This window comes from Pseudomonas iranensis, from assembly GCF_014268585.2.
Lineage (GTDB): Bacteria > Pseudomonadota > Gammaproteobacteria > Pseudomonadales > Pseudomonadaceae > Aquipseudomonas > Aquipseudomonas iranensis.
This window is the reverse complement of the sequence record NZ_CP077092.1, coordinates 4,800,390-4,823,050: the sequence shown is the minus strand read 5'-3', so window position 1 is coordinate 4,823,050 and position 22,661 is coordinate 4,800,390. Positions and strand designations below refer to the sequence as shown.

Annotated in this window: 24 protein-coding genes and 1 pseudogene; 14 read left to right on the top strand and 11 right to left on the bottom strand. The window is 59.5% G+C overall.

Annotated elements, in window-relative coordinates:
• Window positions 1-421: 421 nt before the first annotated feature.
• Window positions 422-1,195 (top strand): annotated as a pseudogene (locus tag HU724_RS28045) (PAS domain-containing protein); the annotation flags it as partial.
• Between the two features lie 6 nt (window positions 1,196-1,201).
• Window positions 1,202-1,741 carry a methyl-accepting chemotaxis protein gene (locus HU724_RS28040; protein WP_223259141.1) on the top strand — a complete coding sequence of 180 codons (540 nt, stop codon included), beginning with the start codon at window positions 1,202-1,204 and terminating at the stop codon, window positions 1,739-1,741.
• Window positions 1,742-1,806: 65 nt separating this feature from the next.
• Here the strand turns inward: HU724_RS28040 and HU724_RS21680 are convergent, their stop codons facing one another.
• Together HU724_RS21680 and HU724_RS21675 are read right to left on the bottom strand one after the other, a co-directional pair.
• The gene (locus tag HU724_RS21680; RefSeq protein WP_186567679.1) at window positions 1,807-2,235 is read right to left on the bottom strand and encodes a hypothetical protein; all 429 of its coding nucleotides are present in this window, start codon (window positions 2,233-2,235) and stop codon (window positions 1,807-1,809) included.
• A 299-nt stretch (window positions 2,236-2,534) separates the two neighbouring features.
• Window positions 2,535-2,972: a PACE efflux transporter gene (locus tag HU724_RS21675; protein ID WP_186567680.1), complete on the bottom strand. Its 438-nt coding sequence runs from the start codon at window positions 2,970-2,972 to the stop codon at window positions 2,535-2,537.
• A 122-nt stretch (window positions 2,973-3,094) separates the two neighbouring features.
• On the opposite strand from HU724_RS21675, the gene HU724_RS21670 reads away from it, so the two are divergent.
• On the top strand, window positions 3,095-3,967 hold the full coding sequence (locus HU724_RS21670; RefSeq protein WP_186567681.1) for a LysR family transcriptional regulator: 873 nt from the start codon (window positions 3,095-3,097) through the stop codon (window positions 3,965-3,967).
• Window positions 3,968-4,106: 139 nt separating this feature from the next.
• Here HU724_RS21670 and gntR read toward each other — a convergent pair whose 3' ends face one another.
• Window positions 4,107-5,138 carry an HTH-type transcriptional regulator GntR gene (gene gntR / locus HU724_RS21665; protein ID WP_186567682.1) on the bottom strand — a complete coding sequence of 344 codons (1,032 nt, stop codon included), beginning with the start codon at window positions 5,136-5,138 and terminating at the stop codon, window positions 4,107-4,109.
• Window positions 5,139-5,354: 216 nt separating this feature from the next.
• On the opposite strand from gntR, the gene HU724_RS21660 reads away from it, so the two are divergent.
• Both HU724_RS21660 and HU724_RS21655 read left to right on the top strand, forming a co-directional pair.
• Window positions 5,355-5,888: a gluconokinase gene (locus tag HU724_RS21660; RefSeq protein WP_016773550.1), complete on the top strand. Its 534-nt coding sequence runs from the start codon at window positions 5,355-5,357 to the stop codon at window positions 5,886-5,888.
• An 82-nt stretch (window positions 5,889-5,970) separates the two neighbouring features.
• A complete protein-coding gene (locus HU724_RS21655; RefSeq protein ID WP_016773551.1) occupies window positions 5,971-7,323 on the top strand; it encodes a GntP family permease in 1,353 nt (450 codons plus the stop codon).
• Window positions 7,324-7,509: 186 nt separating this feature from the next.
• Here the strand turns inward: HU724_RS21655 and alaC are convergent, their stop codons facing one another.
• A complete protein-coding gene (gene alaC, locus HU724_RS21650) occupies window positions 7,510-8,718 on the bottom strand; it encodes an alanine transaminase (protein ID WP_016773552.1) in 1,209 nt (402 codons plus the stop codon).
• Between the two features lie 138 nt (window positions 8,719-8,856).
• Between alaC and HU724_RS21645 the strand changes: the two genes are divergently transcribed.
• The 3 genes from HU724_RS21645 to HU724_RS21635 all read left to right on the top strand — a co-directional run bounded on the left by HU724_RS21645 (window position 8,857) and on the right by HU724_RS21635 (window position 10,651).
• Entirely contained in the window at window positions 8,857-9,519 is a 663-nt protein-coding gene (locus tag HU724_RS21645) for a LysE family translocator (RefSeq protein WP_016773553.1), read from the top strand.
• Between the two features lie 69 nt (window positions 9,520-9,588).
• The gene (locus HU724_RS21640; protein WP_186567683.1) at window positions 9,589-10,074 is read left to right on the top strand and encodes a GyrI-like domain-containing protein; all 486 of its coding nucleotides are present in this window, start codon (window positions 9,589-9,591) and stop codon (window positions 10,072-10,074) included.
• An 88-nt stretch (window positions 10,075-10,162) separates the two neighbouring features.
• A complete protein-coding gene (locus HU724_RS21635; protein ID WP_024014042.1) occupies window positions 10,163-10,651 on the top strand; it encodes a GNAT family N-acetyltransferase in 489 nt (162 codons plus the stop codon).
• Between the two features lie 131 nt (window positions 10,652-10,782).
• Here the strand turns inward: HU724_RS21635 and HU724_RS21630 are convergent, their stop codons facing one another.
• Window positions 10,783-11,388, bottom strand: a complete 606-nt coding sequence (locus tag HU724_RS21630) for a pyridoxamine 5'-phosphate oxidase family protein (RefSeq protein WP_186567684.1) — start codon at window positions 11,386-11,388, stop codon at window positions 10,783-10,785.
• 17 nt (window positions 11,389-11,405) lie between these two features.
• Window positions 11,406-11,891 carry a GNAT family N-acetyltransferase gene (locus tag HU724_RS21625; protein ID WP_186567685.1) on the bottom strand — a complete coding sequence of 162 codons (486 nt, stop codon included), beginning with the start codon at window positions 11,889-11,891 and terminating at the stop codon, window positions 11,406-11,408.
• Between the two features lie 142 nt (window positions 11,892-12,033).
• Here HU724_RS21625 and HU724_RS21620 point away from each other — a divergent pair, with 142 nt between their 5' ends.
• The 3 genes from HU724_RS21620 to HU724_RS21610 are packed head-to-tail and all read left to right on the top strand — an operon-like array spanning window position 12,034 to window position 14,072.
• Window positions 12,034-12,459 carry a YybH family protein gene (locus HU724_RS21620; RefSeq protein WP_186567686.1) on the top strand — a complete coding sequence of 142 codons (426 nt, stop codon included), beginning with the start codon at window positions 12,034-12,036 and terminating at the stop codon, window positions 12,457-12,459.
• Between the two features lie 40 nt (window positions 12,460-12,499).
• Window positions 12,500-12,844 (top strand): YciI family protein, encoded by a 345-nt coding sequence (locus tag HU724_RS21615; protein ID WP_039758054.1) that lies wholly within the window; start codon window positions 12,500-12,502, stop codon window positions 12,842-12,844.
• A complete protein-coding gene (locus tag HU724_RS21610; protein ID WP_186567687.1) occupies window positions 12,837-14,072 on the top strand; it encodes an RNA polymerase sigma factor in 1,236 nt (411 codons plus the stop codon). Before HU724_RS21615 ends, HU724_RS21610 begins: the two co-directional genes overlap by 8 nt.
• 363 nt (window positions 14,073-14,435) lie before the next feature.
• Here the strand turns inward: HU724_RS21610 and HU724_RS21605 are convergent, their stop codons facing one another.
• Window positions 14,436-15,290 carry a LysR family transcriptional regulator gene (locus HU724_RS21605; RefSeq protein WP_016773560.1) on the bottom strand — a complete coding sequence of 285 codons (855 nt, stop codon included), beginning with the start codon at window positions 15,288-15,290 and terminating at the stop codon, window positions 14,436-14,438.
• Between the two features lie 89 nt (window positions 15,291-15,379).
• On the opposite strand from HU724_RS21605, the gene HU724_RS21600 reads away from it, so the two are divergent.
• Complete coding sequence (locus HU724_RS21600; protein WP_186567688.1) at window positions 15,380-15,817, top strand: multidrug/biocide efflux PACE transporter; 438 nt, start codon at window positions 15,380-15,382, stop codon at window positions 15,815-15,817.
• 119 nt (window positions 15,818-15,936) lie between these two features.
• On the opposite strand, the gene HU724_RS21595 is transcribed toward HU724_RS21600, so the two are convergent.
• Complete coding sequence (locus HU724_RS21595; protein ID WP_186567689.1) at window positions 15,937-16,695, bottom strand: SDR family NAD(P)-dependent oxidoreductase; 759 nt, start codon at window positions 16,693-16,695, stop codon at window positions 15,937-15,939.
• A 121-nt stretch (window positions 16,696-16,816) separates the two neighbouring features.
• On the opposite strand from HU724_RS21595, the gene HU724_RS21590 reads away from it, so the two are divergent.
• Window positions 16,817-17,713, top strand: a complete 897-nt coding sequence (locus tag HU724_RS21590) for a LysR family transcriptional regulator (RefSeq protein ID WP_186567690.1) — start codon at window positions 16,817-16,819, stop codon at window positions 17,711-17,713.
• Between the two features lie 52 nt (window positions 17,714-17,765).
• On the opposite strand, the gene HU724_RS21585 is transcribed toward HU724_RS21590, so the two are convergent.
• Entirely contained in the window at window positions 17,766-18,788 is a 1,023-nt protein-coding gene (locus tag HU724_RS21585; protein ID WP_016773564.1) for a transporter, read from the bottom strand.
• 276 nt (window positions 18,789-19,064) lie between these two features.
• Between HU724_RS21585 and HU724_RS21580 the strand changes: the two genes are divergently transcribed.
• On the top strand, window positions 19,065-20,687 hold the full coding sequence (locus HU724_RS21580; RefSeq protein ID WP_186567691.1) for a methyl-accepting chemotaxis protein: 1,623 nt from the start codon (window positions 19,065-19,067) through the stop codon (window positions 20,685-20,687).
• A 301-nt stretch (window positions 20,688-20,988) separates the two neighbouring features.
• On the opposite strand, the gene HU724_RS21575 is transcribed toward HU724_RS21580, so the two are convergent.
• Window positions 20,989-21,294, bottom strand: a complete 306-nt coding sequence (locus HU724_RS21575; RefSeq protein WP_016773566.1) for a PepSY domain-containing protein — start codon at window positions 21,292-21,294, stop codon at window positions 20,989-20,991.
• 156 nt (window positions 21,295-21,450) lie between these two features.
• Window positions 21,451-22,578: a glycerophosphodiester phosphodiesterase gene (locus HU724_RS21570; protein ID WP_076563895.1), complete on the bottom strand. Its 1,128-nt coding sequence runs from the start codon at window positions 22,576-22,578 to the stop codon at window positions 21,451-21,453.
• Window positions 22,579-22,661: the final 83 nt, after the last annotated feature.

Sequence of the window (22,661 nt, the reverse complement as noted above, 5' to 3'; positions counted from 1 at the left end):
TCTTGTGCAAAAAATGCCAGATACTGGCCGACTAGTGGCCTTGCGCCCGGCGTCGGGATGGCTATGCTTTGCAGGTAACTAACCATGTCGACCGTCATCCCAACAGGGCGGCGGTGCCAGGTTGGACCGTGATTCATGCTGCCAGAGTGCGCAATCCAAGGCACCGACACTGAACCAACAAGGAGCGTCATCTAAATGGAAGTTCTTCTACGCGTTAGGGCTGGCCCGCTTGCGGGCTATCAAGAAAAGGATGTCTTGATCAGAGCGTCGCTGCAGGGACCCTCCGATTGATCATCATTTATCACCTGACAACTTCCTCCCGTGGAGGAAGGCGTGTGCCTGTTCTGTGGAACGTAGTGATGGATCTTGCAAGACCTGAACTTTCATCAAATCAAAAGAACGCGCGGAAGGTGATACAACCATGTTCAACCTACATCACAAGGCTGACCTGCGGGAAATCGAGCGTTTCAGCTGTGCGCTGACCGAGGCCAACGCGAAAATAGAGGCCATCAGCCGCTCGATGGCGATGATCGAGTTTACCCCGGACGGCATCGTTCTCGACGCCAACGAGAACTTCTGCAAGACCATGGGCTACAGCGCCGAAGAAGTGCGCGGCAAACACCATCGGATCTTTTGTGAAGAAAGCTTCTACCGCAGCGAGGACTACGCGAAGTTGTGGCGCGACCTGGCTCGTGGTGAACCGCTCAGTGGCACTTTTCTTCGCCTGAACAAGAGCGGCCGGGAGATCTGGCTTGAAGCCAGTTACATGCCGGTGTTCGGGCCCGACAAACAGGTCAGAAGTGTGATCAAGGTCGCGGCGGACATCACCGCGCGCATCAACAAAGAACATGAAGAAGAAGCCATGCTGGCGGCGATCGGCCGTTCCATGGCGGTGATCGAGTTCACCCCCGAAGGCAATGTCATCCGCGCCAACGACAACTTCCTGCAAACCATGCAGTACGCGCATCCTGAAATTGTCGGCCAGCACCACAGCCTGTTCTGTCACCGCGCCGAAGCGGAGTCCGCCCAATACAAAGCGTTCTGGGCTTCGCTCAATCGCGGCGAATATCACTCGCACCGTTTCGAGCGCAAGAACAAGTCTGGGCAGATGGTTTACCTGGAAGCCTCGTACAACCCGCTGTTCGACGCCAAGGGCCGCTTGTACAAAGTGGTCAAGTTCGCCAGCGACATCACCCGGCAGATGACCACCCTGCAAAACGCTGCGGAATCCGCCCACAGCACCTCGGTACAAAACGACGCCTGCGCGCAAAAAGGCTCACAAGTCGTGCAGCAGACCGTGCAGATCATTCAGGACATTTCCCGCGATCTGAACGAAGCGGCGGTGAGCATCGATGCGGTAAGCAAACAGTCGGACATCATCGGCACCATCGTCCAGACCATTCGCGGCATTGCCGACCAGACCAACCTGCTGGCGCTCAACGCAGCGATCGAAGCGGCGCGCGCCGGTGAGCATGGGCGAGGTTTTGCCGTGGTCGCCGATGAAGTGCGCAGCCTCGCCGCGCGGACCAGTCAGGCCACTCTGGAAATCGTCGATGTGGTGCGCAAGAACCATGACCTGTCGCTGAGCGCGGTATCGAGCATGCAGTCAAGCCTGAGCCGGACAGGGCTGGGCGTGGAACTGGCGAACGAGGCGGGCGAGGTGATCCTCGAGATTCAGCAGGGCTCGCGGCATGTGGTGGATGCGATCAGTCAGTTCAATGAAACCCTGCAATTGAACTGACGAACCCTACAACTGCCCCGACTGCAGGGTGGGGCAGTTTCACGCGGCTTGCTCGAGGCTTTCGTTTATTTTCTTAAATTAAAGTTGCCGCGTACCTGAGCAGTTTTTGTCCCATCTGGTGATGCCGCGGTGTACTCGAAACTGCCTTTTACAGTTTGGTTAGCGACGTCGACTTCATCGATGGTGATCTTTCCGCCAGGCGACAGTGCAGTCCAGGAACTTTTCTCCCATACCTTGGGAATGTAGTTGCCACCATTTGGCCGTGATTCGAAAATATAAGTAGTACCGGCCTCAATTGCGGCATTGATATAGATATCCGCTCCGTGGGAGGTCACGTCGTTGCGTACATTTCCAGCGATATACAGGCTATCGGAGTCCAACGACAACACGCGTCGTGTGATGGACAGGCTTTCCTCTCCTTGAGCTTCCTCATTGGCAAATATAGCGATGTGCCCTATGGCCGTCGTGGCTTTGTTTTGCAGATCTTTAGACATGATTTCCTTCCTTGCTGGTGAGTGACAAAGAGCCAGCCATGCTGTCGCATGACCCGTTCCATGGTTCTTCAAGCAAAGCTCAGCGTCTACTGTCAGAAATTACAGGTTCGGTATCGTTTCCGACAAACGGTCTAAGGACGTTTGCCCTCAAATGCCGTTCAGCAGGTGTTTATCGCGAACTGCATTAGCGATGCGCCATATTCGCCCACGCCAGTTCCGCATGAGCAGGCCGAATCAGCAATGGTCAACATCACGATCAACAGGTTGCTGGCACGTCACGCTAGTAGCGCGACGTACCGTTATGCTGTTGCCGAGTCCGGCAGCGCCGAGTTCGGCAAACCGAAGATCCGGTCGAACAGCCAGTTGAATACGAAGGTGTAGCACGGGATGAAAATGATCAGTGCCAGATCCAGCAGGAACGCCTGCATCAGGCTGATATTCATCCACCACGCAATCAGCGGAATCAGAAACACGATCAGCGTCAGTTGAAAGCCGACGGCGTGGACGATACGTCGTTTGACTGTGCGGGTGCGCGAGAGCTGGCGGCTCTCCCAGCGCTCGAACAGAGAGGTGTAAATGAAATTCCATGTCACGGCGATGCTGGTGATGATCACCGCCAGCGGCCCGGTGCTACCCGGCGATGTACCCGACAACAACGCCAGACCGAGGGCCGAGAAGGTCATCCCAATCACTTCGTAGAGCGACACGTAGACCAGTTTGCGTTTCACGCCTTGCATGCAGATTTGCCTCTTTCTTGCCGAATGTTGGCCAGCAGGGCTGGCGAAGGCGGCGAAAGATAGCTTCAATAGACCTGACAGAAAAAGTCGGTAGCTTTCAGTTTTATTGATAGGTGAGGCATTTGAATTTCAGCAGCGACAGCATCGAATTGTTTCTCGCGGTGATCGAGCGCGGCTCGTTTTCCGCCGCCGCGCGGCAGTTGGGCAAGGTGCCGTCGGCGGTAAGCATGAGTATTGCCAATCTTGAGGCTGAGCTCGGTTACCCGTTGTTCGACCGCAGCCACCGCGAGCCGCAACCCACGGCGATGGCGCAGTCGTTGGTGCCGCACGCGCGGCTGATCGCCGAGCAGCTCAAGCAGCTGCAAGTGCACGCGGTGGAGCTGTCGTCGGGACTGGAAAGCAGATTGTCGGTCGGCATGGTTGCGGACGTTGATAGGCGGCGCTTGCTGGCAGCGATCAAGGTGATTGCCGAGCGGCATCCGTTGCTCGACATCGAAGTGCTGACTGCGCCGCAGGATGATGTGCTGGCGATGTTGCACCGTGGCCGGGTCAGCCTGTGCCTGGCGTTCGCCGGTTTGAGCGTGAATGCGCTGGAGCGGTTTCAGTTCGTCGGCAGCGAACGCATGATCGCCACGCTGGCGGCGGACAGCCCGTTGTTGCAGGGGCGGGATGTGTTTCTCGAAGATCTGGTGCAAGTGCGGCAGATCATCGTCGCCAGCCGCGACTTGCCGATCAGCGAGACGCGGCCATTGGTGGCTGAATCCTACTGGCGTACGGACAATCTTGAGACGGCTATGGAGATGGTCGAAGCGGGATTGGGTTGGGGGAATTTTCCGCTGTCGGTGGTGCAGCCGTGGCTGGAGGCGGGACGCTTGAAGCGGCTGAATTTTCGCAACATCGAAAATGGCCTGGTGCTGCCTGTGCACGCGGTGTGGCTCAAGAGCCAGCCATTGCAGAAGGGTGCGCAGGCGTTGGTTGACCTGCTCAGCCATTGAATTTGGTAGAGATCCCCTGTGGGAGCGAGCCTGCTCGCGAAGGCATTGTGTCGGCTGCATCAATGCTGACTGACCGACCGCTTTCGCGAGCAGGCTCGCTCCCACAAGGGTTGTGTTTCAACTCAGCATTTGTGAGGGATCAGGTACTCTCGCGCACCTTCAGCTCAAACCCCATATCCTCCACCGGCCGCGCCACTTTGTTGCCCGCCATCAACGTCAGCATCTGCTCCGCCGCGCGCCGGCCGATCGCCTCGCGCGGGGTATTGATGCTGCTCAGGCGCGGCACCATGTGTTCGGACATCGGCAAATCGTTGAAACCGAGGATCGCCACCTGCTCGGGAATCTTGATGCCGTTACGCAAGGCTTCAAGCAGCGCACCCTGGGCCAGGTCATCGTTGCCAAAGAAGATCGCATCGACATCCGGATGCGTCGCCAGCAACTGCAAAAACAACTCGCCACCCAAGCCCACAGACGAAGCACGCGGTGTCAGCACTTCCAGATCCGGGTCGTAGCGGCCCGCCTTATGCAACGCCTTGCGGAAGCCCTCACCGCGCAACAACGTGCGCTGGTCCAGCTGCGCACCAATGTAAGCCAGACGTTTACGCCCGCGAGACAGAAGGTGTTCGGCGGCAGTTTCCCCCGCGCTCAACTGCGAGAAACCCACGCAATTGACTCCTGCAGCACTGTCCAGCTCCATCATGTACACGCAGGGAATGTTGCTGGCCTCGATCATCCGCCGCGAACTTTCCGTGCGATCAAAACCGGTCAACAGAAAGCCGCGCGGCTGATAAGCCATGTAGTTGCGCAGCAGGTTTTCTTCTTCATCGCGCGAATAGTGGAAGTTGCCGATCAGCACTTCGAAGCCCTTGGGCGTCAGCACCCGATGAATGGCTTCCAGCGTGTCGATGAACAGCAGGTTGGACAGCGACGGCACCAGCACCACCACTGAATGGCTCTGCGCCGAGGCCAAAGCGCGGGCGGCAGGGTTGACCACATAGTTGAGTTCGAGCGCGGCTTTCTGCACTTTTTCCACCAGTTCGGTGGCCACCGTGCTCACCCCGCGCAAGGCGCGCGAGGCAGTGATCGGGCTGACGCCGGCCAGGCGGGCTACTTCGTTGAGGGTCGGACGGCCGGTGGTGCGGGTATTTTTATCGTTCTTGGGGGAGGTCATCGGGCGGCTTGCCAAACAAAAATCAAGGCACTAAGGTAGCGCTGTCCTGATGCAGCTGCAAATGCGTGAGCGCGGTCCTGCCTGATCTGTGCTTTTTGGCGTCGGGAACAAACCTGCTGCAACCCAAAAAAACGACAAGAAGGCGTCGGCAACTTCTGCCTGTGCACTAGAGTCATAGCTAGCAAAGGTAGCGCTGTCTGCGCGCTGAGGTGTTATATGAGTCATCCCATCACCGCCCTGGTCATCATGGGCGTTGCCGGTTGCGGCAAGACGTGCGTCAGCCAGGCCCTGTGCCAATTGAGCGGCGCCACTGCCATTGAAGGCGATACTTTTCATCCGGCCGCGAACATCGAAAAGATGAGCGCGGGGATCCCCCTGAACGACGAAGACCGCGCCGGCTGGCTCGACAGCCTGTGCGATGAACTGCGTCGCGTCGATGCCCAAGGCCAGCGCCCGGTATTGACCTGCTCCGCCCTTAAACACAGTTACCGCGAACGTCTGCGCAGTGCCTTGCCGGGCCTGGGTTTCGTGTTTCTTGAATTGACCCCGGAAGTCGCCGCCGAGCGTGTATCGCACCGCCCGGGCCACTTCATGCCGGCGACGTTGATCGAAAGCCAGTTCGCCACCCTCGAATCGCCAAAGGGCGAGCCGCTGACTCTGCCGCTCAATGCCTCGATTCACAGCGTCGAAGAGCTGGCCCTGCAGGCTCACGTCTGGTGGCAGGCCAACGGTCTGAAACAGGCGGTATGAGTATGTTGAAAAAGACAGCGCTGTCCTCCCGACTTCTGTTCAACCAGCTTTAATAACAACAACAATCCAGGAGACACCCCCCATGTTTGGCATGTCCCACGAGACGTTCCTGCTGCTCGATGCGGTGGTCACGGTAATCGGCCTGATTATCCTGATCACCAAATTCAAGATTCACCCGTTCATTGCCCTGACCATCGCCGCCGCCTTCCTTGGCCTGACCTCGGGCATGCCGATCAACACCATCATCAAGGCGTTCCAGGACGGCTTCGGTGGCGTGCTCGGTTTTGTCGGCATCATCCTTGCCCTGGGCACCATGCTCGGCAAAATGATGGCCGAATCCGGCGGCGCCGATCAGATCGCCCAGACCCTGATCCGCGCCTTCGGCAAGGACAAAGTCCAGTGGGCGATGATGTTCGCCGCGTTCCTGGTGGGCATTCCGCTGTTCTTCGAAATCGGCTTCGTGCTGCTGATTCCGCTGGTGTTCATCGTTGCCCGTCGCACTGGCGTATCGATCATCAAAATCGGTATCCCGCTGCTCGCCGGCCTCTCTGCCGTGCACGGTCTGGTACCGCCGCACCCGGGCCCGCTGCTGGCCATCGGCGTGTTCGGCGCTGACATCGGCAAGACCATTCTCTACGGTCTGATCGTCGCACTGCCGACGGCAATCATTGCCGGTCCGATCTTTGGTACCTTCATCGCCAAGCACATCCCGGGTCACCCGAATCAGGAACTGGTCGATCAACTGGCCCGTGAAAACGATTCGGCCAACCTGCCAAGCTTCAGCATTACTCTGGTCACCGTGCTGCTGCCGGTGTTCCTGATGCTGCTGAAAACCTTCGCTGACGTGGCACTGCCGGACGGCAACTTCTTCCGCATCTGGATGGACATGATCGGCCACCCGATCTCCGCACTGCTGCTGGCGTTGCTGTTGTCGCTGTACACCTTCGGCTACAAGCAGGGCATCGGTTCCAACCAGATGCTCAAGTGGCTCGACGCGAGTCTGGCGCCTACCGCTGCGATCATTCTGATCATCGGTGCCGGCGGTGGCTTCAAGCAGATGCTGGTGACCAGCGGCGTGGGTGACGTGATCGGCCACATGGCGGTCAGCGCGCAGATCTCGCCGATCCTGCTGGCCTGGCTGGTGGCGGCGGTAATCCGTATCGCGACCGGTTCGGCCACTGTGGCGACCATCACTGGCGCGGGCATTGTGGTGCCGGTTGTCGGCATGATTCCGGGCGTCAACCGTGAGCTGCTGGTGCTGGCCACCGGCGCCGGTTCGCTAATCCTGTCCCACGTCAACGACGCCGGTTTCTGGCTGGTCAAGCAGTACTTCAACATGACCGTGGCCGAAACCTTCAAGACCTGGACCGCGATGGAAACCATCCTCTCGGTGGTCGGCCTGGGCTTTATCCTGCTGCTGTCGCTGTTCGTATAAGCGGCAGTTTGCAGGCACAAAAAAACCGCAGTGATGCGGTTTTTTTGTGGGCGTGGACTTCCTGCTTGATCGTTCCCACGCTCCGCGTGGGAATGCCTCAATGGACGCTCTGCGTCCGCTTTGAGACGCAGAGCGTCTCTGGCTGCATTCCCACGCAGAGCGTGGGAACGATCAGAGGCGTGTCAGTTATTTGGTAACCAAGCCATCCGCGCGGAACATCCCGCGAATGCCGCGTACAGCCTGACGAATACGGTCCTGGTTTTCGATCAGCGCGAAGCGCACGTGGTCATCACCGTACTCACCAAAGCCAACCCCGGGCGAGACGCAAACCTTGGCCTCGGCCAGCAATTTCTTGGCGAACTCCAGCGAACCCAGATGCGCATACGCCTGGGGAATCTTCGCCCAGACGTACATCGACGCTTTCGGATTCTCGACCATCCAGCCCAGCTCATGCAGGCCCTTGACCAGCACGTTGCGACGCTGACGATACTGCTCGGCGATGTCGCGCACGCATTGCTGATCGCCTTCCAGCGCGGCAATCGCCGCCACTTGCAGCGGGGTGAAAGTGCCGTAGTCGTGGTAGCTCTTGATCCGCGCCAGGGCGCTGACCAATTCCGGGTTGCCGACCATGAAACCGATGCGCCAGCCGGCCATGTTGTAGCTCTTGGACAGGGTGAAAAACTCCACCGCAATGTCCTTGGCCCCCGGCACTTGCATGATCGACGGGGCTTTCCAGCCGTCGTAGACGATGTCGGCGTAAGCCAGGTCGTGGATGACCAACACGTCGTATTGCTTGGCCAAGGCGATCACCCGCTCGAAGAAATCCAGCTCCACGCACTGCGCGGTCGGGTTCGACGGGAAGCCGAGGATCATCATTTTCGGCTTGGGGATCGAGCCGCGAATGGCGCGCTCCAGCTCATCGAAGAAATCCACCCCCGGCACCAGCGGCACCGAACGCACCTGAGCGCCGGCAATCACTGCGCCGTAGATGTGAATCGGATAGCTCGGGTTCGGCACCAGTACGGTGTCGCCCTGGTCAAGGGTCGCCAGCATCAAATGCGCCAGGCCTTCCTTGGAACCGATGGTGACAATGGCTTCGCTTTCCGGGTCGATATCGACTTCGTAGCGCTGCTTGTACCAGTTGGAAATTGCCCGGCGCAGGCGCGGAATGCCTTTGGACGTCGAGTAACCGTGGGTGTCCTCACGTTGGGCGACCTGCACCAGTTTTTCGACAATGTGCGGCGGCGTGGCGCCGTCGGGATTGCCCATGCTCAGGTCGATGATGTCTTCACCACGGCGGCGAGCGGCCATTTTCAGCTCGGCGGTGATGTTGAACACGTAAGGGGGGAGTCGATCTATGCGCGCAAAGCGGCGCGGCGAACCTTGTTCGGCCATTGTTGCCTCGGATAACGTAAGCGCCCGGAACCGTCCGAGCGACGCTGGTCACTGCGGTGACCTGTGGCGGAAGATAAGGGCAGTGATGGCATACTGTCCAGCGCGGTTGTAAACATTTTTTTCAAGGAAAATCGGTCAATGGAATTCACCAGCGGCTTCTTGCTGAGCCTTTCGCTGTGCCTGGATATCGGCGTAGCCAACATCGCGATGATCACCCTGGCCATGCAGCGCGGCTACTTTCAAGGCTTCGCCCTGGGCCTGGGCACCTGTGTCGGCGACCTGATCTACGCGGTGCTGGCACTGGCCGGCATGACCGTCCTGCTGCAATACGAAACCGTGCGCTGGGTCCTGTGGATTGGCGGTTCGGCGCTGCTGATCTACTTCGCGGCGAAGATGATTTATTCGGCAATTCACCACGAAGCGCTGTTGGCGGAAACGGCGGAAGTGGGGCAGAACTCCCATCGCAAGGAATTCTTTCGCGGTATCTTTCTCGCGATGTCGTCGCCGAGTGCGATTCTCTGGTTTGCTGCGGTCGGCGGCACGTTGATCGCCCGGTCCGGTGGCGGTGGTCCGTTGAGTTCGGCGCTGTTTCTCGGTGGTTTTCTCTGCGCCGGGCTGCTGTGGTCGGCCGGTCTGTGCTTCGCTGCGAGCCACGGCGGCAAGCTGCTGGGCGACAAGCTACTGCGCTACTCCTATCTGGCATCGGCGGCGATCTTCTGCTATTTCGCGGTGTACGTGATCGTTTCCGGCTACAACGAGTTTGTCGGCTCGGGCGCCGTCGAGCAGTTGCATTCGCTGTAAACGTGCGAAACGGGTCGGGCTTTCTATACTCCCAGCCGAATCCACTTTTCCGTTCTGAGGAGTCGCGTCATGGATGAACAACAACGCGTCGAGATAACCGAGCCTCGCTTCGAACACGGGCAGTTCTTGCTGATTGCAGGTTTCGGTGGGCGATTCACTCAGCAAACCACCGAAGACATTCCCGCGTTGTGGGAAAAACTGATCCCGCACTTGGGAAAAATCCCCGCGCAAGTCAACGAAATAACCTACGGCGTTTGCTGCAATGCGGATGGCGAGGGCGGTTTCGAATACATCGCCGGGGTGCAGATCGACAAGCTCGACGACCTGCCGGAAAAGTACCGCTGGGTTGAAATCCAGCCGCAGAAATATGCCGTGTTCGAGCACAAGGGGTCACTGGCGCAACTCCCTGACACCTTCCAGTACATCTGGAACACTTGGCTGCCGCAGTCCGGCCACGAAGCGGCGGACGCCCCGGAATTCGAGCGCTACAGCGAGGATTACAACCCGAAACTCAATACCGGCACCCTGGAAATCTGGCTGCCGATCAGGGCCTGAGCGGCGTACTAATCGAGGCGGAGCATGTCCGCCTCGGTGGTTGTGCTTTATGCTGGCGGGCCTTGTTTCCACAGATTTTTGAGCTGCCATGAACACCGTGATCCGCAACGTCAGCGCCGCCGACCTCGACCGCTGCTACGCCATCGAAACCGTCGCCTACGAAGGCGACGAAGCCGCCACCCGTGAAAAGATCGCCACGCGCATCGCCACCTGGCCGGACGGCTTCATCGTCGCCGAGGTGGACGGCGTGGTCGCCGGTTTCATCAATTCCGGCGCGGCGTTCGATGTGCAAATGTCCGACGAAGCGTTCAAGGAACTGATCGGCCACGACCCGAAAGGGCCGAATGTGGTGATCATGTCGGTGGTCGTGCACCCGGATTACCAAGGGCAGGGCCTGGCCAAGCGCCTGCTCGCCGAATTCATCGAGCGCATGCGCGCCATGGACAAAGCGACGATTCACCTGATGTGCAAAGAGCAGCACATTGCGCTGTATGCCGGCTTCGGCTTTGCCTACATCAAACCGTCCGAGTCCGACCACGGCGGCATGGCGTGGCACGAGATGATCCTTACTCTCTAAGCCTCAATCAAAATTGTGGGAGCGAGCCTGCTCGCGAAAGCGGTATTTCAGCCAAGCAAGTGTCGACTGACACGACGCCTTCGCGAGCAGGCTCGCTCCCACAGGGTTTTGAGGTGTCTGTAGTAGCGCGGTTAGTAAAGGCTTTCGCGCACCCGTTTCGGCGCTTCCCGATCGTAGGTGTCGGCGTCGAACTGGCCGTCATTCAGGCGCTTGTGAAATGCGCCGGCAGATGGCAAGGCCGAGCGCGGCAGGTGCGTTTCGGGATTCCACGCATCCGAGCGGACAAAGGCTTTCGAGCAGTGAAAAAACGCCGCGTCCACCGTCACCAGCAACACAGTTTTCGCCGGTTTGCCATTCACCGCGAAACTCTCCAGCAACGCCGGTTCATCGCTGATCAGGGCCGTGCCATTGACCCGCAATGTTTCGCCGATCCCGGGAATGATGAACAGCAGCGACACCCGCGGATCGTGCAGCACATTGCGCAAGGTATCGATGCGGTTGTTGCCCGGGCGATCCGGCAGGGCCAACGTGTTTTGATCAATGATCCGAACAAACCCCGGCGCATCACCGCGCGGCGAGTTATCGAGGCCATCGGTCCCCAACGAGCTGACGATCACTAGCGGCGACAGGCGCACCATCGCCTGATAATCCTCGTTGAGAAAGCCGATCTGCTTGCGCACCGCACGTTCGTGGGGCAATCCGTAAATAGCTTCCAGTGCTTCGATTGAGTCAATCATCGTTATCCCTCTACGATTTAAAAAAACAGCCCCATCCGCCGCTCGTACCCAATCCGGCCCTTGTACGCTTCACCGCTGTCGACGTAGCCATGCCTGGCGTACAGCGCGATCGCCGCCTCGTTATCAGCGTCCACCGACAATTCCAGCCCCTTGATCTCCGGCCAGGCCTGGCGGGCGACGACGGGCAGCGCTTGCAGGCAAGCCTTGCCGTAGCCCTTGCCTTGCGCGCGCCGATCGACCTGCAGCGCATGCAACGTGGCGCTGTGTTCGTCGGCCCAGTCGGGCAATACCGGCGGGCGCTTGAGCAGCAGAAACGCCACCGGTACGTCGTCCGCCAGCAGGGCAAAACCTTTCACGCCGGGGCCGGGTTTCGACAGCAGGGTGTGCAAGGCACCGTGGATGTCGCCGGAGAATTTGATCTGCTCGGGGTGAATTTCAATCGACTCGACTTGCTCACGCTGCAAAGGGCTGAGGCTGTCGTAAGGCACGAGTTGGGCTGACACGGGAATTTCCTTTTTCCTACAAGGATTGAAGCTCGGATTCTAGCGACATTGTTGTCGGCGAAATTTTTTTGTTTGCCCTGTCGATCTGCACAAAGGGCAAACGACTAAGGGTGTCTTCACAACAAAAACCACGGAGAACACCATGAGCGCACAAAGCGAAATCCAGAGCCTGATCAACACCTATCGCGAAGCAGTAATGGCCAAGGACGTCGAAAAAGTCATGGCCCTGTACGCCGACGACATCGTCTCGTTCGATGCGATCAAGGCCCTGCAATTCAAAGGCAAAGCGGCGTACCGCGCGCACTGGGTCGAGTGCATGGAAATGTGCCCCGGCCCGCACATCTTCGAGTTCCACGAAATCGCCATCGAACGCGCCGACAACATCGCTTTCGCCCACTGGGTGGCCAATTGCGGCGGCACCAACGACAAGGGCGAAACCCAGAGTTGCTGGATGCGTGTGACCGCCTGTTATCGGCAGGTCGGCGGGGCTTGGAAGATTGCCCACGAGCACTGGTCGGCACCGTTCGATCCGATGAGCGGCGCGACGCTGTTCGATGTAACCCCCTGATCTTCAGCCATAGTTGATCCGTTCGAATCAGGAGATCGCCATGAAATACCTATGCTTGGTCTACAGCGATGAACGCCTGCTGCACACCTCGCCGGACAGCCCGGAAGACGCCGAATGCTGGGCCTACGCCGAGTCGATTCAGGGCAGCGGGCGGATGATCGCCGCCGAAGCGCTGGAATCGGTAGAAACCGCCACCACGGTACGCATGCGCAACGGCAAGGTGTCGATCACCGACGGGCCTTTCGCTGAAACCAAGGAGCAACTGGCCGGTTTTTACCTGATCGATGCCAAGGATCTCAACGAAGCGATTCAGGTGGCCGGCAACATTCCGGCAGCGCGGGTTGGCAGCGTTGAGGTACGTCCGGTGCGGCAGTTGAATGTCTGACGTCCGGGCGCGGGTCGAGCAGGTCTACCGCGAGGATTCGCGGCGGATTCTGGCGACGCTGATCCGCCTGCTCGGTGATTTCGACCTCGCCGAAGAAGCCTTGCACGAGGCGTTCTTCGTCGCGGTCGAGCGCTGGCAACGCGACGGCGTGCCGGACAACCCGCGGACCTGGCTGGTCTCCACCGGGCGTTTCAAAGCCATCGATGTGCTGCGCCGGCGCGCGCGGTTCAAGGCGTCGCAACCGTTGCTGCTGGCACAACTCGATGAGCTGGAACAGGCTGACTGGAGTGGCGAAGACGTGGAAGACGATCGCTTGCGGCTGATCTTCACCTGCTGCCACCCGGCGCTGGCGGCAGATGCGCAAGTGCCGCTGACCTTGCGCGAAGTCTGCGACCTCACCACCGAGGAAATCGCCCGCGCTTTTCTCTCGGCGCCGGCGGCGATTGCCCAGCGCATCGTCCGCGCCAAGGCCAAGATCCGCGACGCGAAAATCCCCTATCAAGTACCCACGCTGAACGAATTGCCCGAGCGACTGGACAGCGTGTTGCGGGTGATTTATCTGGTGTTCAACGAAGGCTATTCGGCCTCGGTCGGCGCTGAGCTGACCCGCGAGGATCTGACGCGCGAAGCGATTCGCCTCGGGCGCTTGTTGATGGAGTTGCTGCCGGAGCCGGAAGTCATGGGCCTGCTGGCGCTGATGCTGCTGCATGAATCACGTCGGCCGGCACGTACCTCGCCGAGTGGTGAACTGGTGTTGCTCGACGATCAGGATCGCTCGTTGTGGGACGCCGGGTTGATGGCCGAAGGCTGCGCGCTGGTCGAGCGCGCCCTGAGTACACGACGCTTCGGGCCATATTGCCTGCAAGCGGCGATTGCAGCGGTGCATGCGGAAGCGCCGTCGGCGGCAGAAACCGACTGGCAGCAGATTGTCGGTCTGTATGACGTGCTGCTGCGCGCGGTGCCGTCGCCGGTGGTCGAGCTGAATCGGGCGGTGGCGGTGGCCAAACGGGATGGAGCGTTGGCCGGGTTGTTGTTGGTAGAAGGGATTTTGGCGCGTGGGGAGTTGCAGGATTACCACTTGGCGCATTCGGCGCGGGCGGAGTTTTGCCGGCAGTTGGGCCGGGTGGAGCAGGCGCGGGCAGCGTATCAGCGGGCGCTGGAGCTGACGCGGCAGGAGCCGGAGCGGCGGTTTATTCGAGCACGTATCATGGCGCTCGAAATGCTCTGACCTTGGCGCTCTGGCTAGTGTGGGCAGCCTGTGGATTGCCCTCACCCTAACCCTCTCCCAAAGGGAGAGGGGACTGATTGGGGGATATTGGAGGGATTCACCGACTTGAACGAATTGTCTTGAATCCATAATCGATAAGGTTTTTCAGGTCGATGCATAACGCCAGACACTTCGGTCGGCCCCCTCTCCCAAAGGGAGAGGGGACTGATTTGGGGATATTGGAGGGATTCACCGACTTGAACGAATTGTCTTGAATCCATAATCGATAAGGTTTTTCAGGTCGATGCATAACGCCAGACACTTCGGTCGGCCCCCTCTCCCTCCGGGAGAGGGCTGGGGTGAGGGGCTTTTGATCTCAAGCGCTTATTCAAGCATCTTGCTGAGCAACCAGCTCCCTGCCGGCCCCGGCGGATACAAGCGCGACCACAAGGCGTCGACAAACACCGGTTTCGGCCAGCCGCGCACATTCAGCTCTATCAGCAAATCATTGGCATAACGCTGCACCAGCCACCTCGGCAACGGTGCCCAGCCAAAGCCTTTTTCCGCCATTTCCAGCAGCATCAGATAACTCGGCGCCGACCACACCCGGCCTTTGCCACGGCTGTCATACGGATTGACGATGGTCGCCAGCCGCAATTCGCGATGTTGCTCGAGAATCTGCTGATCGACATGCTCAAGCTTCGCCAACGCATGCTCGCGGCTGACGAACAAGGCAATCTCCGTGCGCTCGGCCACAGTGGAGGTCACCAGATCCGGCGGGTAGTTGTCCTGCATTTCCGCGAAGGCCAGATGCGCTCGGCCGCGCTGGACCAGTTCGATCAGGTCTTCGCATTCGGCAATCAGGCATTCCAGCTCAAGCTCCGGATAACGCTGCTCGAAATCCACCAGCGCCGCCTCGAAACGATAGGACTGATAAGTGTCGGAAATCGCCACGGTCAGTTTCGGTTCCACACCTTGGGCCAATTGCCGCGCGCTCATCTCCAAGCGACTGGTGGCGGCCAGAATCGCCTCGGCTTTCTGCAGCATGACGTGGCCGGCGGGAGTGAGTGTCGGTTTGCGGCTGCTGCGGTCGAACAGCTGCAGATCCAGATCGATCTCCAGGCTTGCCACTGCCGCGCTAATGGTCGACTGACTGCGCCCCAATTTGCGCGCCGCTGCGGAAAATGAGCCTTGCGTCGCTGCCTGCACAAACGCCAACAGCACTTCCTGCGAAGCCATGAACTATCGCCTTGATCGATGGTTATTGGTTATGAAGTATCGGTATTCAGTTGGATCATGGCAACCATCGTCAAACAAGGAGTCAGGCCATGACTGCCCACAAGTCCATTACCGAACGTGTTTTCCAGGCGGTTGGTTTCGAGTTTCTCGCGATCCTGATCTGCACGCCGCTGCTCGCCTGGATCATGCAAAAGCCGCTGCTCGACATGGGTGCGGTGACCGTGTTGATCGCGCTGTTGGCGCTGGCGTGGAATGTGGTGTTCAACCGATTTTTCGACCGTGCTCTGGCGCGGATGAATCTGCCGCACAACGCCTGGGTGCGGGTGGTGCATGCGTTACTGTTCGAAGGTGGACTGATCGTGATGGGCGTGCCGCTGATTGCCTGGTGGCTGTCGGTCAGCCTGTGGCAGGCGTTGTTGCTCGACATTGGCGTGTTGCTGTTTTTCCTGCCGTACACCTACGTCTACCACTGGGGTTATGACGTCCTGCGCGAGCGCTTCATGGCCCGCCGCCCATGTGAAAGCTGAGGTAGCCCTGTGGCGAGGGGATTTATCCCCGTTGGGCTGCGTAGCAGACCCGATTTTGGGGCCGCTCCGCAGCCCAGCGGGGATAAATCCCCTCGCCACAAACAGTCTGTTGGTTGAGTTCAGAGAAACATGCCGCCGGACGCCTCGACCCGCTGACCATTGATCCACTGTCCACCCTCCGACAGCAGCAGCGCCAGTGCACCGCCAATATCGTCCGGAAGCCCGACCCGACCCAGCGCGGTGTTGCTGGCAACCATCGCGTTGACCGCGCTGTTGTCGCGCACCGTGCCACCGCCAAAATCGGTTTCAATCGCACCGGGCGCCAGAACGTTCACGCCAATCTGCCGCGCGCCAAGCTCTTTCGCCTGATAACGCGTCAGCACTTCCATCGCACCTTTCATTGCCGCATAAGCGCCATAACCGGGCAGGCTGAAGCGGGTCAGGCCGCTGGAGATATTGACGATGCGCCCACCGTCATTGATCAGCGGCAGCAGTTGCTGAGTCAGGAAGAACGGCCCTTTCAACTGCACGTTCATCAGCAGATCGAATTGCTCGGGGGTGGTTTCGCTGAACAGCGCATGCACGCCGACCCCGGCGTTGTTGATCAGGAAATCAAAGCGCTGACGCTCAAAGGTTTGCCCCAATACCTGTTCAACCTGCGCGGCAAACGCGGCGAAGTTTTCGCTGCGGCCGACGTCCAGTTGCAGCATCGCCGCGTTTGCGCCGAGTGCCTGCAATTCAGTGACCAGCGCCTGGGCCTCGTCGGCGCGGCTGTTGTAGGTGCCGATGATGTCGATGCCTTGCGCGGCGAGGTGCAGGGCGGCGCTGCGGCCGAGGCCACGACTGGCGCCAGTGATCAGGGCGATTTTGCGATTCATGCTGACTTCCTCGATTGCGTTGAGTGGGGATGGAAGAAGTTTATTTATCCGCCCTGAGGTGATAAACACGGCAAAAGCGGAATCACTGATCGGCTCAGCCGAACAATCACCGGGGCTTGTCATGAACAAACTGGAACTGCTGCGCACCTTCGTCCGGGTCAGCGAACTGTCGAGTTTCACTCTCGCCGGGGAAAGCCTCGGCCTGCCGCGCTCCACAGTGTCCGAACAGGTGCAGGCACTCGAAGCCTTGCTCGGCACGCGGCTGTTGCAGCGCACCACGCGCAAGGTGCAGGCCACTCAGGATGGACTGGTGCTGTACGAGCGCAGCAAAGATCTGCTCTCGCACATGGACGAGATCGAAGGGCTGTTCCGTCAGGACGAGGCTTCGCTGACCGGGCGCATCCGCGTCGACATGCCGAACATCCTCGCGCGGCGCTTGATCATGCCGCGCCTGCCGGAATTCATGGATCGCCACCCGAATCTGCAGATGGAAATCAGCAGCACTGATCGCCGGGTCGATCTGCTCGGCGAAGGTTTCGACTGCGTATTGCGCATCGGCGCGCAGCCGGATCAGTCGGTGGTCGCCCGGCATCTTGGCGACTTCCCGATGGTCAATTGCGCCAGTCCGGCTTACCTGCAACGTTACGGCGTGCCGCAGACCATCGAGGATCTGGCGCAGCATCGGCTGGTGCATTACGTCGGCGTACTGGGCTCGCGTTCGGAAGGGTTTGTGTATGAGGAGGGTGGCGAAGTGCGACGGGTGGCGATGGCCGGCAGTGTCACGGTCAACAGCACCGACGCCTATGAAGCGGCGTGCCTGGGCGGCTTCGGCCTGACGCAGGTACCGCGCACCGGCATGCAACCGCATCTGGAAAATGGCGAACTGGTGACCGTACTGCCGCAACACACCGCACCGCCGATGGCGATTTCGCTGTTGTATGCGCGGCAACGGCATTTGCCGCTGCGGGTGCGGGTGTTTATGGATTGGCTCGGCGAGGTCGTACGTTCAACGCTCTGACATTGAGCACATTGCCCCTGTGGGAGGACTGTGTTGTGTGTGGGATTTGCGCTCAGTAATCCCCACGCTTGCGAAACGCCCAGCGCCCGGCAATCACGGTGAACGTGGCCACCAACGCGACCAGCACCCAAAACCCGTGCGGGTCCTGGGACAGCGGCACACCGCCGACATTCATCCCAAAAAAACCGGCAATGATGTTGATCGGCAAGGCCAGGACCGTCACCACCGTCAGGGTGAACAGCGTGCGGTTGCTCTGTTCGTTGAGGTTGGCGGCGATTTCTTCCTGCAACAGTTTGATCCGTTCGCCGAGGGCGGTGAGGTCGTTGATGATCAGCGCAAACTCCTCGGTGGATTTGCGCAACTCCTTGACGTCCTCCTTCTGCAACCACGGCGGCGGACGATTGAGCAGGCGCAGCAACGAACCCGGCTCCAGCGCCAACAGCCGTTGCAGACGCACCAGCACGCGACGGTTGGCACCAAGTTCGGCGCGGTTGGTCGACAGGCGCGAGGAGAGCAGTTCGTCTTCGACCTGATCGACACTCAAGCTTGTCTTGCGCACGATCTGCGTCAGCACTTCGCCCTGATCGCGCAGCAAATGCACGAGCAGTTCCGAGGGCGAGCGAAAGCACTCGCCGGCCTTCACAGACGAACGCAATTTATCTACCGAATGCAGCGGTTGCAGGCGCGCGCTGACGATCAGTTTGCTGCGCACGCAGACCCACAGCGTCGACACGTCGGAGGAGACCATGCTGCTGAGGTTGAACACCACATCGTTGACCACCGCCAGCAGCGCCGAATCGACATGCTCGATGCGCGTCGATCGCGAACCTTCGTGCAGCGCTTCGAAAAACTCCTCGGGTAATTGCAGATGACTTTTCATCCAGCGCTCGCACGCGGCGTGGGCCAGGTTCAGGTGCAGCCAGAGAAATTCTTCGCTGTCGCCGTCGTCCTGCAAGCAGCGCAAAGCCGTCGCCGAATCGATCTCGCGCCCGCGCTCACCGGGTAGAAAGCGAAAGCCGTAGAGCAAGCCAAACAGGTCCGGGGCACGATGGCTGATATCGAGGCTGTGGTTCATGGCGGCTCACTGCGAGGAGGGTGTCTGGTGGGGGATTTTCAGGTTCACCTGAGCGGCATCATCGCAAGCCAACATGACCGTTTTGTGACAGTAAAGTGACTGCAAATCAACGCGTTACCGACTGTCGGAAGATTCTCAAGAAGCCCTCTGGCGCGCCGATCTCAGGTGAGTTAGGTTGCGCGCCATTGGCTTTCGGTCATGGTGTGTCGACAGGGAAGTCCGGCCATTTTTCACGTCCGCTCGGGCGTGCCTCATCCCTGCTTCGAGTACCTTGCAATGCTGCAAAAATCCCTGAGAACGCAAATTCTCGCCCTGCTGAGCGGCAGTCTGCTGGCGATATTGTTGATCGCGCTGGCCTGCTTTCATTTCCTCTCCAACGGCGTGCAAAGCTATAGCCAGTTGATCGCCGGCCCGTTGCACACTTCGCAACTGATCGATGAAGCCAACCTGCAATTCAAAGTGCAGGTGCAGGAATGGAAAAACGTTCTGCTGCGCGGCAAGCAACCGGCGGATCTGGCGAAATACTGGAGCCAGTTCGAAGAGCGCCAGCGCGACGTGCAGAACATTCTCGGTGAACTGGCCGGCCAGAAAGGCATCGAGGCCAATCTCAAATCCCGCATCGAACGCTTGCGCGAAGAGCATCGCCAGTTGGGCGTGGCCTACCAGAAAGGCCGCGATGCCTACGTCGCTGCCGGTGGTGATCCGAGTGCCGGCGACGCGGCGGTCAAAGGCGTCGATCGCGCTACCAGCGAGCAGATGAGCGCACTGGTCGCCGAGCTGCGCGAGCAGGGCACCGCGCAATCGGCGTTGATCAGCGCCAGCGCTGAGCGCACCGTGTGGCTGGGGCTGTTGGTGATGCTCGCGTCAGGCTTGTTGATCGGTCTGCTGAGCCTGTGGCTGGTCAGCCGCAACCTGATCGAGCCGATCCGCAACCTCATCGATTACGTCACCCGCTTGAGCCGTGGCCAGTTGGCCGAACGCGTAGTCAGCGAGCGTCGCGATGAACTGGGCAACCTCGCCGCCGCAGCGAACACTCTGCGCGATTTTCTGGCGGACACCTTCACTCGCTTGCAACGCAGCGCCGGTGATCTGGACAGCGCCAGCGGCGAGTTGAACGCCATTGCCACGACCATGGCCGGCGGCACCAGCGAGCAATTCAACCGCACTGATCAAGTGGCCACGGCGATGAATGAAATGTCCGCCACGGCCCAGGAAGTCGCCCGTCACGCCGCCGATGCCGCGCGTGCTGCCGACGATGCCGATCAGTCGGCGCAGCAGGGTGAAAAGGTCATGCAAACCACCATTCACTCGATCACGCAGATGCGCGGCGAAATCGCCAACACCGCCACGGTGATTCGTCGCCTGGAAACCGACAGCGGTCGTATCGGCAAGGTGCTGGAAGTGATTCGTGGCATCGCCGAACAGACCAACCTGCTGGCGCTCAATGCAGCCATCGAAGCGGCGCGGGCGGGCGAGGCCGGGCGTGGTTTTGCCGTCGTCGCCGATGAAGTGCGCAACCTCGCCCAGCGCACGGCGGAGTCGATCATCGAGATCAACCAGATCATTCAGAACGTGCAGACCGGCGCTGTCGATGCCGCGCAGGCTATCGAGAGCGGCCAGGCACGCAGTGATGAAAGCGTCGAACAGGTGACCCAGGCCGGCGCGATGCTGGAGCGCATCACGTTGGCGGTGGAAGCGATTCGCGACATGAACCGGCAGATCGCCACGGCCGCTGAGGAGCAGACTTCAGTGGCCGAGGATATCTCGCGCAACCTGACTGAAATCACCGCGATTGCCAGCACCAACCTGGACAACGTGCAGCGCACCGAGAGTGCCAGTCAGAACCTGCATGGATTGTCGGGACAGTTGAATGAGGTGACGGCGCGGTTGAGTGCTTGATTGGTTTGGGTCGTGGTATGTCAGTGTTTTCGGTGTGATGGCTTGGCCCTCACCCTAGCCCTCTCCCACGGGAGAGGGGACTGACCGTGTTGATTGTTAGAGATACGTCGACCGGAAATGTCGAGGTGAACTCTGGTCTTGAAAAGCCCCCGATCTGCTCCCTTTCCCCCTCGCCCCCCTTGGGGGAGAGGGCTGGGGTGAGGGGGAATCGATTTCCCAGTCACCCCAAACCTCACGCCAAACGGCAGCCACAAAAAAGCCGCACGATCGTTAAATCGTGCGGCTCTTTAACAGCGGTCTATCAAGTGTCTTGCTTGTCGCTCAGCACTTTACCGGTGGTGGCATCAAAGTCCACGTCGAACTCTTTGCCGTCAGCAGTTTTAAGTTCAACTTCATACTCGTAACCATTGAAGTGGTTATCCAGATCGGTGTCGGTAATCGTTGCGCCCGGGTGCAGTTTCAGTGCTTCGGCGTTCATCGATTCCAGCGACTTGATCTTGCCGTCCTTGACCAGTTGCGGGATCTGGTCGATGCGAACATCAGCCTGAGCCAGGCCAGCGGTGAGGGTCAGGGCAGCGGCGGTAAACAGGGCAGTCAAAGTTTTCATCGGTTCATTCCTTGGCAGTGCGTTGAAGTGGTTGATCTGTGTAAGTGGGTTCAGATTAACCAGCGCAACTTAATTCACCCTTAAATCTCTGCTCCGCGATAAAACTGCTCTTTGCGGGAGCGAGCCTGCTCGCGAAGCAGGCGACTCGATAACAACTTAGAAACCGTTCTTCTTCAGAACCTCATCAACACTGCCAACAGCAGGACGCTTATAAAACTTCAACAGTTCACTGGCGCGGTTGGTAAAGATACCGTCGACACCCGCCGCCATGACTTTCTCGTAGTCCACCGCCTCGTCGACCGTATAAACATGCACCAGCATGCCCTGATCGTGGGTGTACTGATTCATCCACGGTTGCACCAGGTCGGAGTAGCTCTGATCTCCACCCTGAGTCAGCTTCGCCGAAGGGCCGGTGCCGATCGCGCCCTGGGCCTTGGCGTAGTCGACCCATTGCTTGAATTCCGCTTCTGACTTGGGTTCCTGCTTGCCGTAGAACACGTTTTTGTCTTTCTCGCCGGACGCGGCAAACGTCACGGCGGATTTCGGCTCGATGCTGCCTTCGCCGACCCACAACAGCAGGATCTTCGGCACTTGCGGCATTTCCTTTTCCAGCAATTGCAGGCTGTTCTTATCGAAGGTCTGCAGGATCACCTTGCCTTTGCCCTGACCGACGCCGAGCGCACTTTTCGCCAGTTTCGAACCGGCCGGGCTCAGCCAGCCGCGATCCTGCAGTTTTTCCTTGAGGTCATGTTCGATGCCGGGAAACAGCTGCGGCTCTTTGGTTTCGATGTACAGGCCCGGCTTGTGCTGCGGGTTGGCGCGGGCAATGTCGATGATTTCATCGAGGGTGAGAATTTTCAGCCCGGCGTAGGACGGGCGTGCGCGGTCAGGATATTTGCTGTTGAACCAGCTGCCGGCATCGAGGGTTTTCAGCTCGGCCATGGTGAACGCGGTGGCCGGGCTGTCCTTGCGCTCGGGGAATTTGCTGGCAACGTCGGTGGTGCGTTGCAGGTTGTCGTCGTGCAGGGCGAAGAGCACGCCGTCCTTGCTGCGCTGCAAATCCATTTCCAGGTAATCGGCGCCGAGGTCACGGGCCAGTTTGTAGGCCGCAGCGGTGGACTCCGGGGCATCGAACGACGCGCCACGGTGGGCGATGACCGCCGGATGCGGAATGCCATGGGCGGCAGCGATTGCCTTGGGCTCGGGGTGGCTGGCGGCATGCGCCTGACCGAGGCCGAACAACAGACTCAGCACCAGAGCGCTTCGGGTAAAAGTGGCAGGCATGGTCGAGTTCCTTTCGCAGGTTTTTTTCGAGACGTACCTTTTAACAATTGAAGCGCCGCAGGGCTATCGCCAGACCGACATAA

What these genes read in the sequence shown, in the direction of transcription:
- HU724_RS28040 (WP_223259141.1), top strand. Translation starts at nt 1,202, where the DNA reads ATGACCACCCTGCAAAACGCTGCGGAATCCGCCCACAGCACCTCGGTA.
- HU724_RS21680 (WP_186567679.1), bottom strand. Translation starts at nt 2,235, where the DNA reads ATGTCTAAAGATCTGCAAAACAAAGCCACGACGGCCATAGGGCACATC.
- HU724_RS21675 (WP_186567680.1), bottom strand. Translation starts at nt 2,972, where the DNA reads ATGCAAGGCGTGAAACGCAAACTGGTCTACGTGTCGCTCTACGAAGTG.
- gntR (WP_186567682.1), bottom strand. Translation starts at nt 5,138, where the DNA reads ATGACCTCCCCCAAGAACGATAAAAATACCCGCACCACCGGCCGTCCG.
- HU724_RS21660 (WP_016773550.1), top strand. Translation starts at nt 5,355, where the DNA reads ATGAGTCATCCCATCACCGCCCTGGTCATCATGGGCGTTGCCGGTTGC.
- HU724_RS21655 (WP_016773551.1), top strand. Translation starts at nt 5,971, where the DNA reads ATGTTTGGCATGTCCCACGAGACGTTCCTGCTGCTCGATGCGGTGGTC.
- alaC (WP_016773552.1), bottom strand. Translation starts at nt 8,718, where the DNA reads ATGGCCGAACAAGGTTCGCCGCGCCGCTTTGCGCGCATAGATCGACTC.
- HU724_RS21645 (WP_016773553.1), top strand. Translation starts at nt 8,857, where the DNA reads ATGGAATTCACCAGCGGCTTCTTGCTGAGCCTTTCGCTGTGCCTGGAT.
- HU724_RS21640 (WP_186567683.1), top strand. Translation starts at nt 9,589, where the DNA reads ATGGATGAACAACAACGCGTCGAGATAACCGAGCCTCGCTTCGAACAC.
- HU724_RS21635 (WP_024014042.1), top strand. Translation starts at nt 10,163, where the DNA reads ATGAACACCGTGATCCGCAACGTCAGCGCCGCCGACCTCGACCGCTGC.
- HU724_RS21630 (WP_186567684.1), bottom strand. Translation starts at nt 11,388, where the DNA reads ATGATTGACTCAATCGAAGCACTGGAAGCTATTTACGGATTGCCCCAC.
- HU724_RS21620 (WP_186567686.1), top strand. Translation starts at nt 12,034, where the DNA reads ATGAGCGCACAAAGCGAAATCCAGAGCCTGATCAACACCTATCGCGAA.
- HU724_RS21615 (WP_039758054.1), top strand. Translation starts at nt 12,500, where the DNA reads ATGAAATACCTATGCTTGGTCTACAGCGATGAACGCCTGCTGCACACC.
- HU724_RS21610 (WP_186567687.1), top strand. Translation starts at nt 12,837, where the DNA reads ATGTCTGACGTCCGGGCGCGGGTCGAGCAGGTCTACCGCGAGGATTCG.
- HU724_RS21605 (WP_016773560.1), bottom strand. Translation starts at nt 15,290, where the DNA reads ATGGCTTCGCAGGAAGTGCTGTTGGCGTTTGTGCAGGCAGCGACGCAA.
- HU724_RS21600 (WP_186567688.1), top strand. Translation starts at nt 15,380, where the DNA reads ATGACTGCCCACAAGTCCATTACCGAACGTGTTTTCCAGGCGGTTGGT.
- HU724_RS21595 (WP_186567689.1), bottom strand. Translation starts at nt 16,695, where the DNA reads ATGAATCGCAAAATCGCCCTGATCACTGGCGCCAGTCGTGGCCTCGGC.
- HU724_RS21590 (WP_186567690.1), top strand. Translation starts at nt 16,817, where the DNA reads ATGAACAAACTGGAACTGCTGCGCACCTTCGTCCGGGTCAGCGAACTG.
- HU724_RS21585 (WP_016773564.1), bottom strand. Translation starts at nt 18,788, where the DNA reads ATGAACCACAGCCTCGATATCAGCCATCGTGCCCCGGACCTGTTTGGC.
- HU724_RS21580 (WP_186567691.1), top strand. Translation starts at nt 19,065, where the DNA reads ATGCTGCAAAAATCCCTGAGAACGCAAATTCTCGCCCTGCTGAGCGGC.
- HU724_RS21575 (WP_016773566.1), bottom strand. Translation starts at nt 21,294, where the DNA reads ATGAAAACTTTGACTGCCCTGTTTACCGCCGCTGCCCTGACCCTCACC.
- HU724_RS21570 (WP_076563895.1), bottom strand. Translation starts at nt 22,578, where the DNA reads ATGCCTGCCACTTTTACCCGAAGCGCTCTGGTGCTGAGTCTGTTGTTC.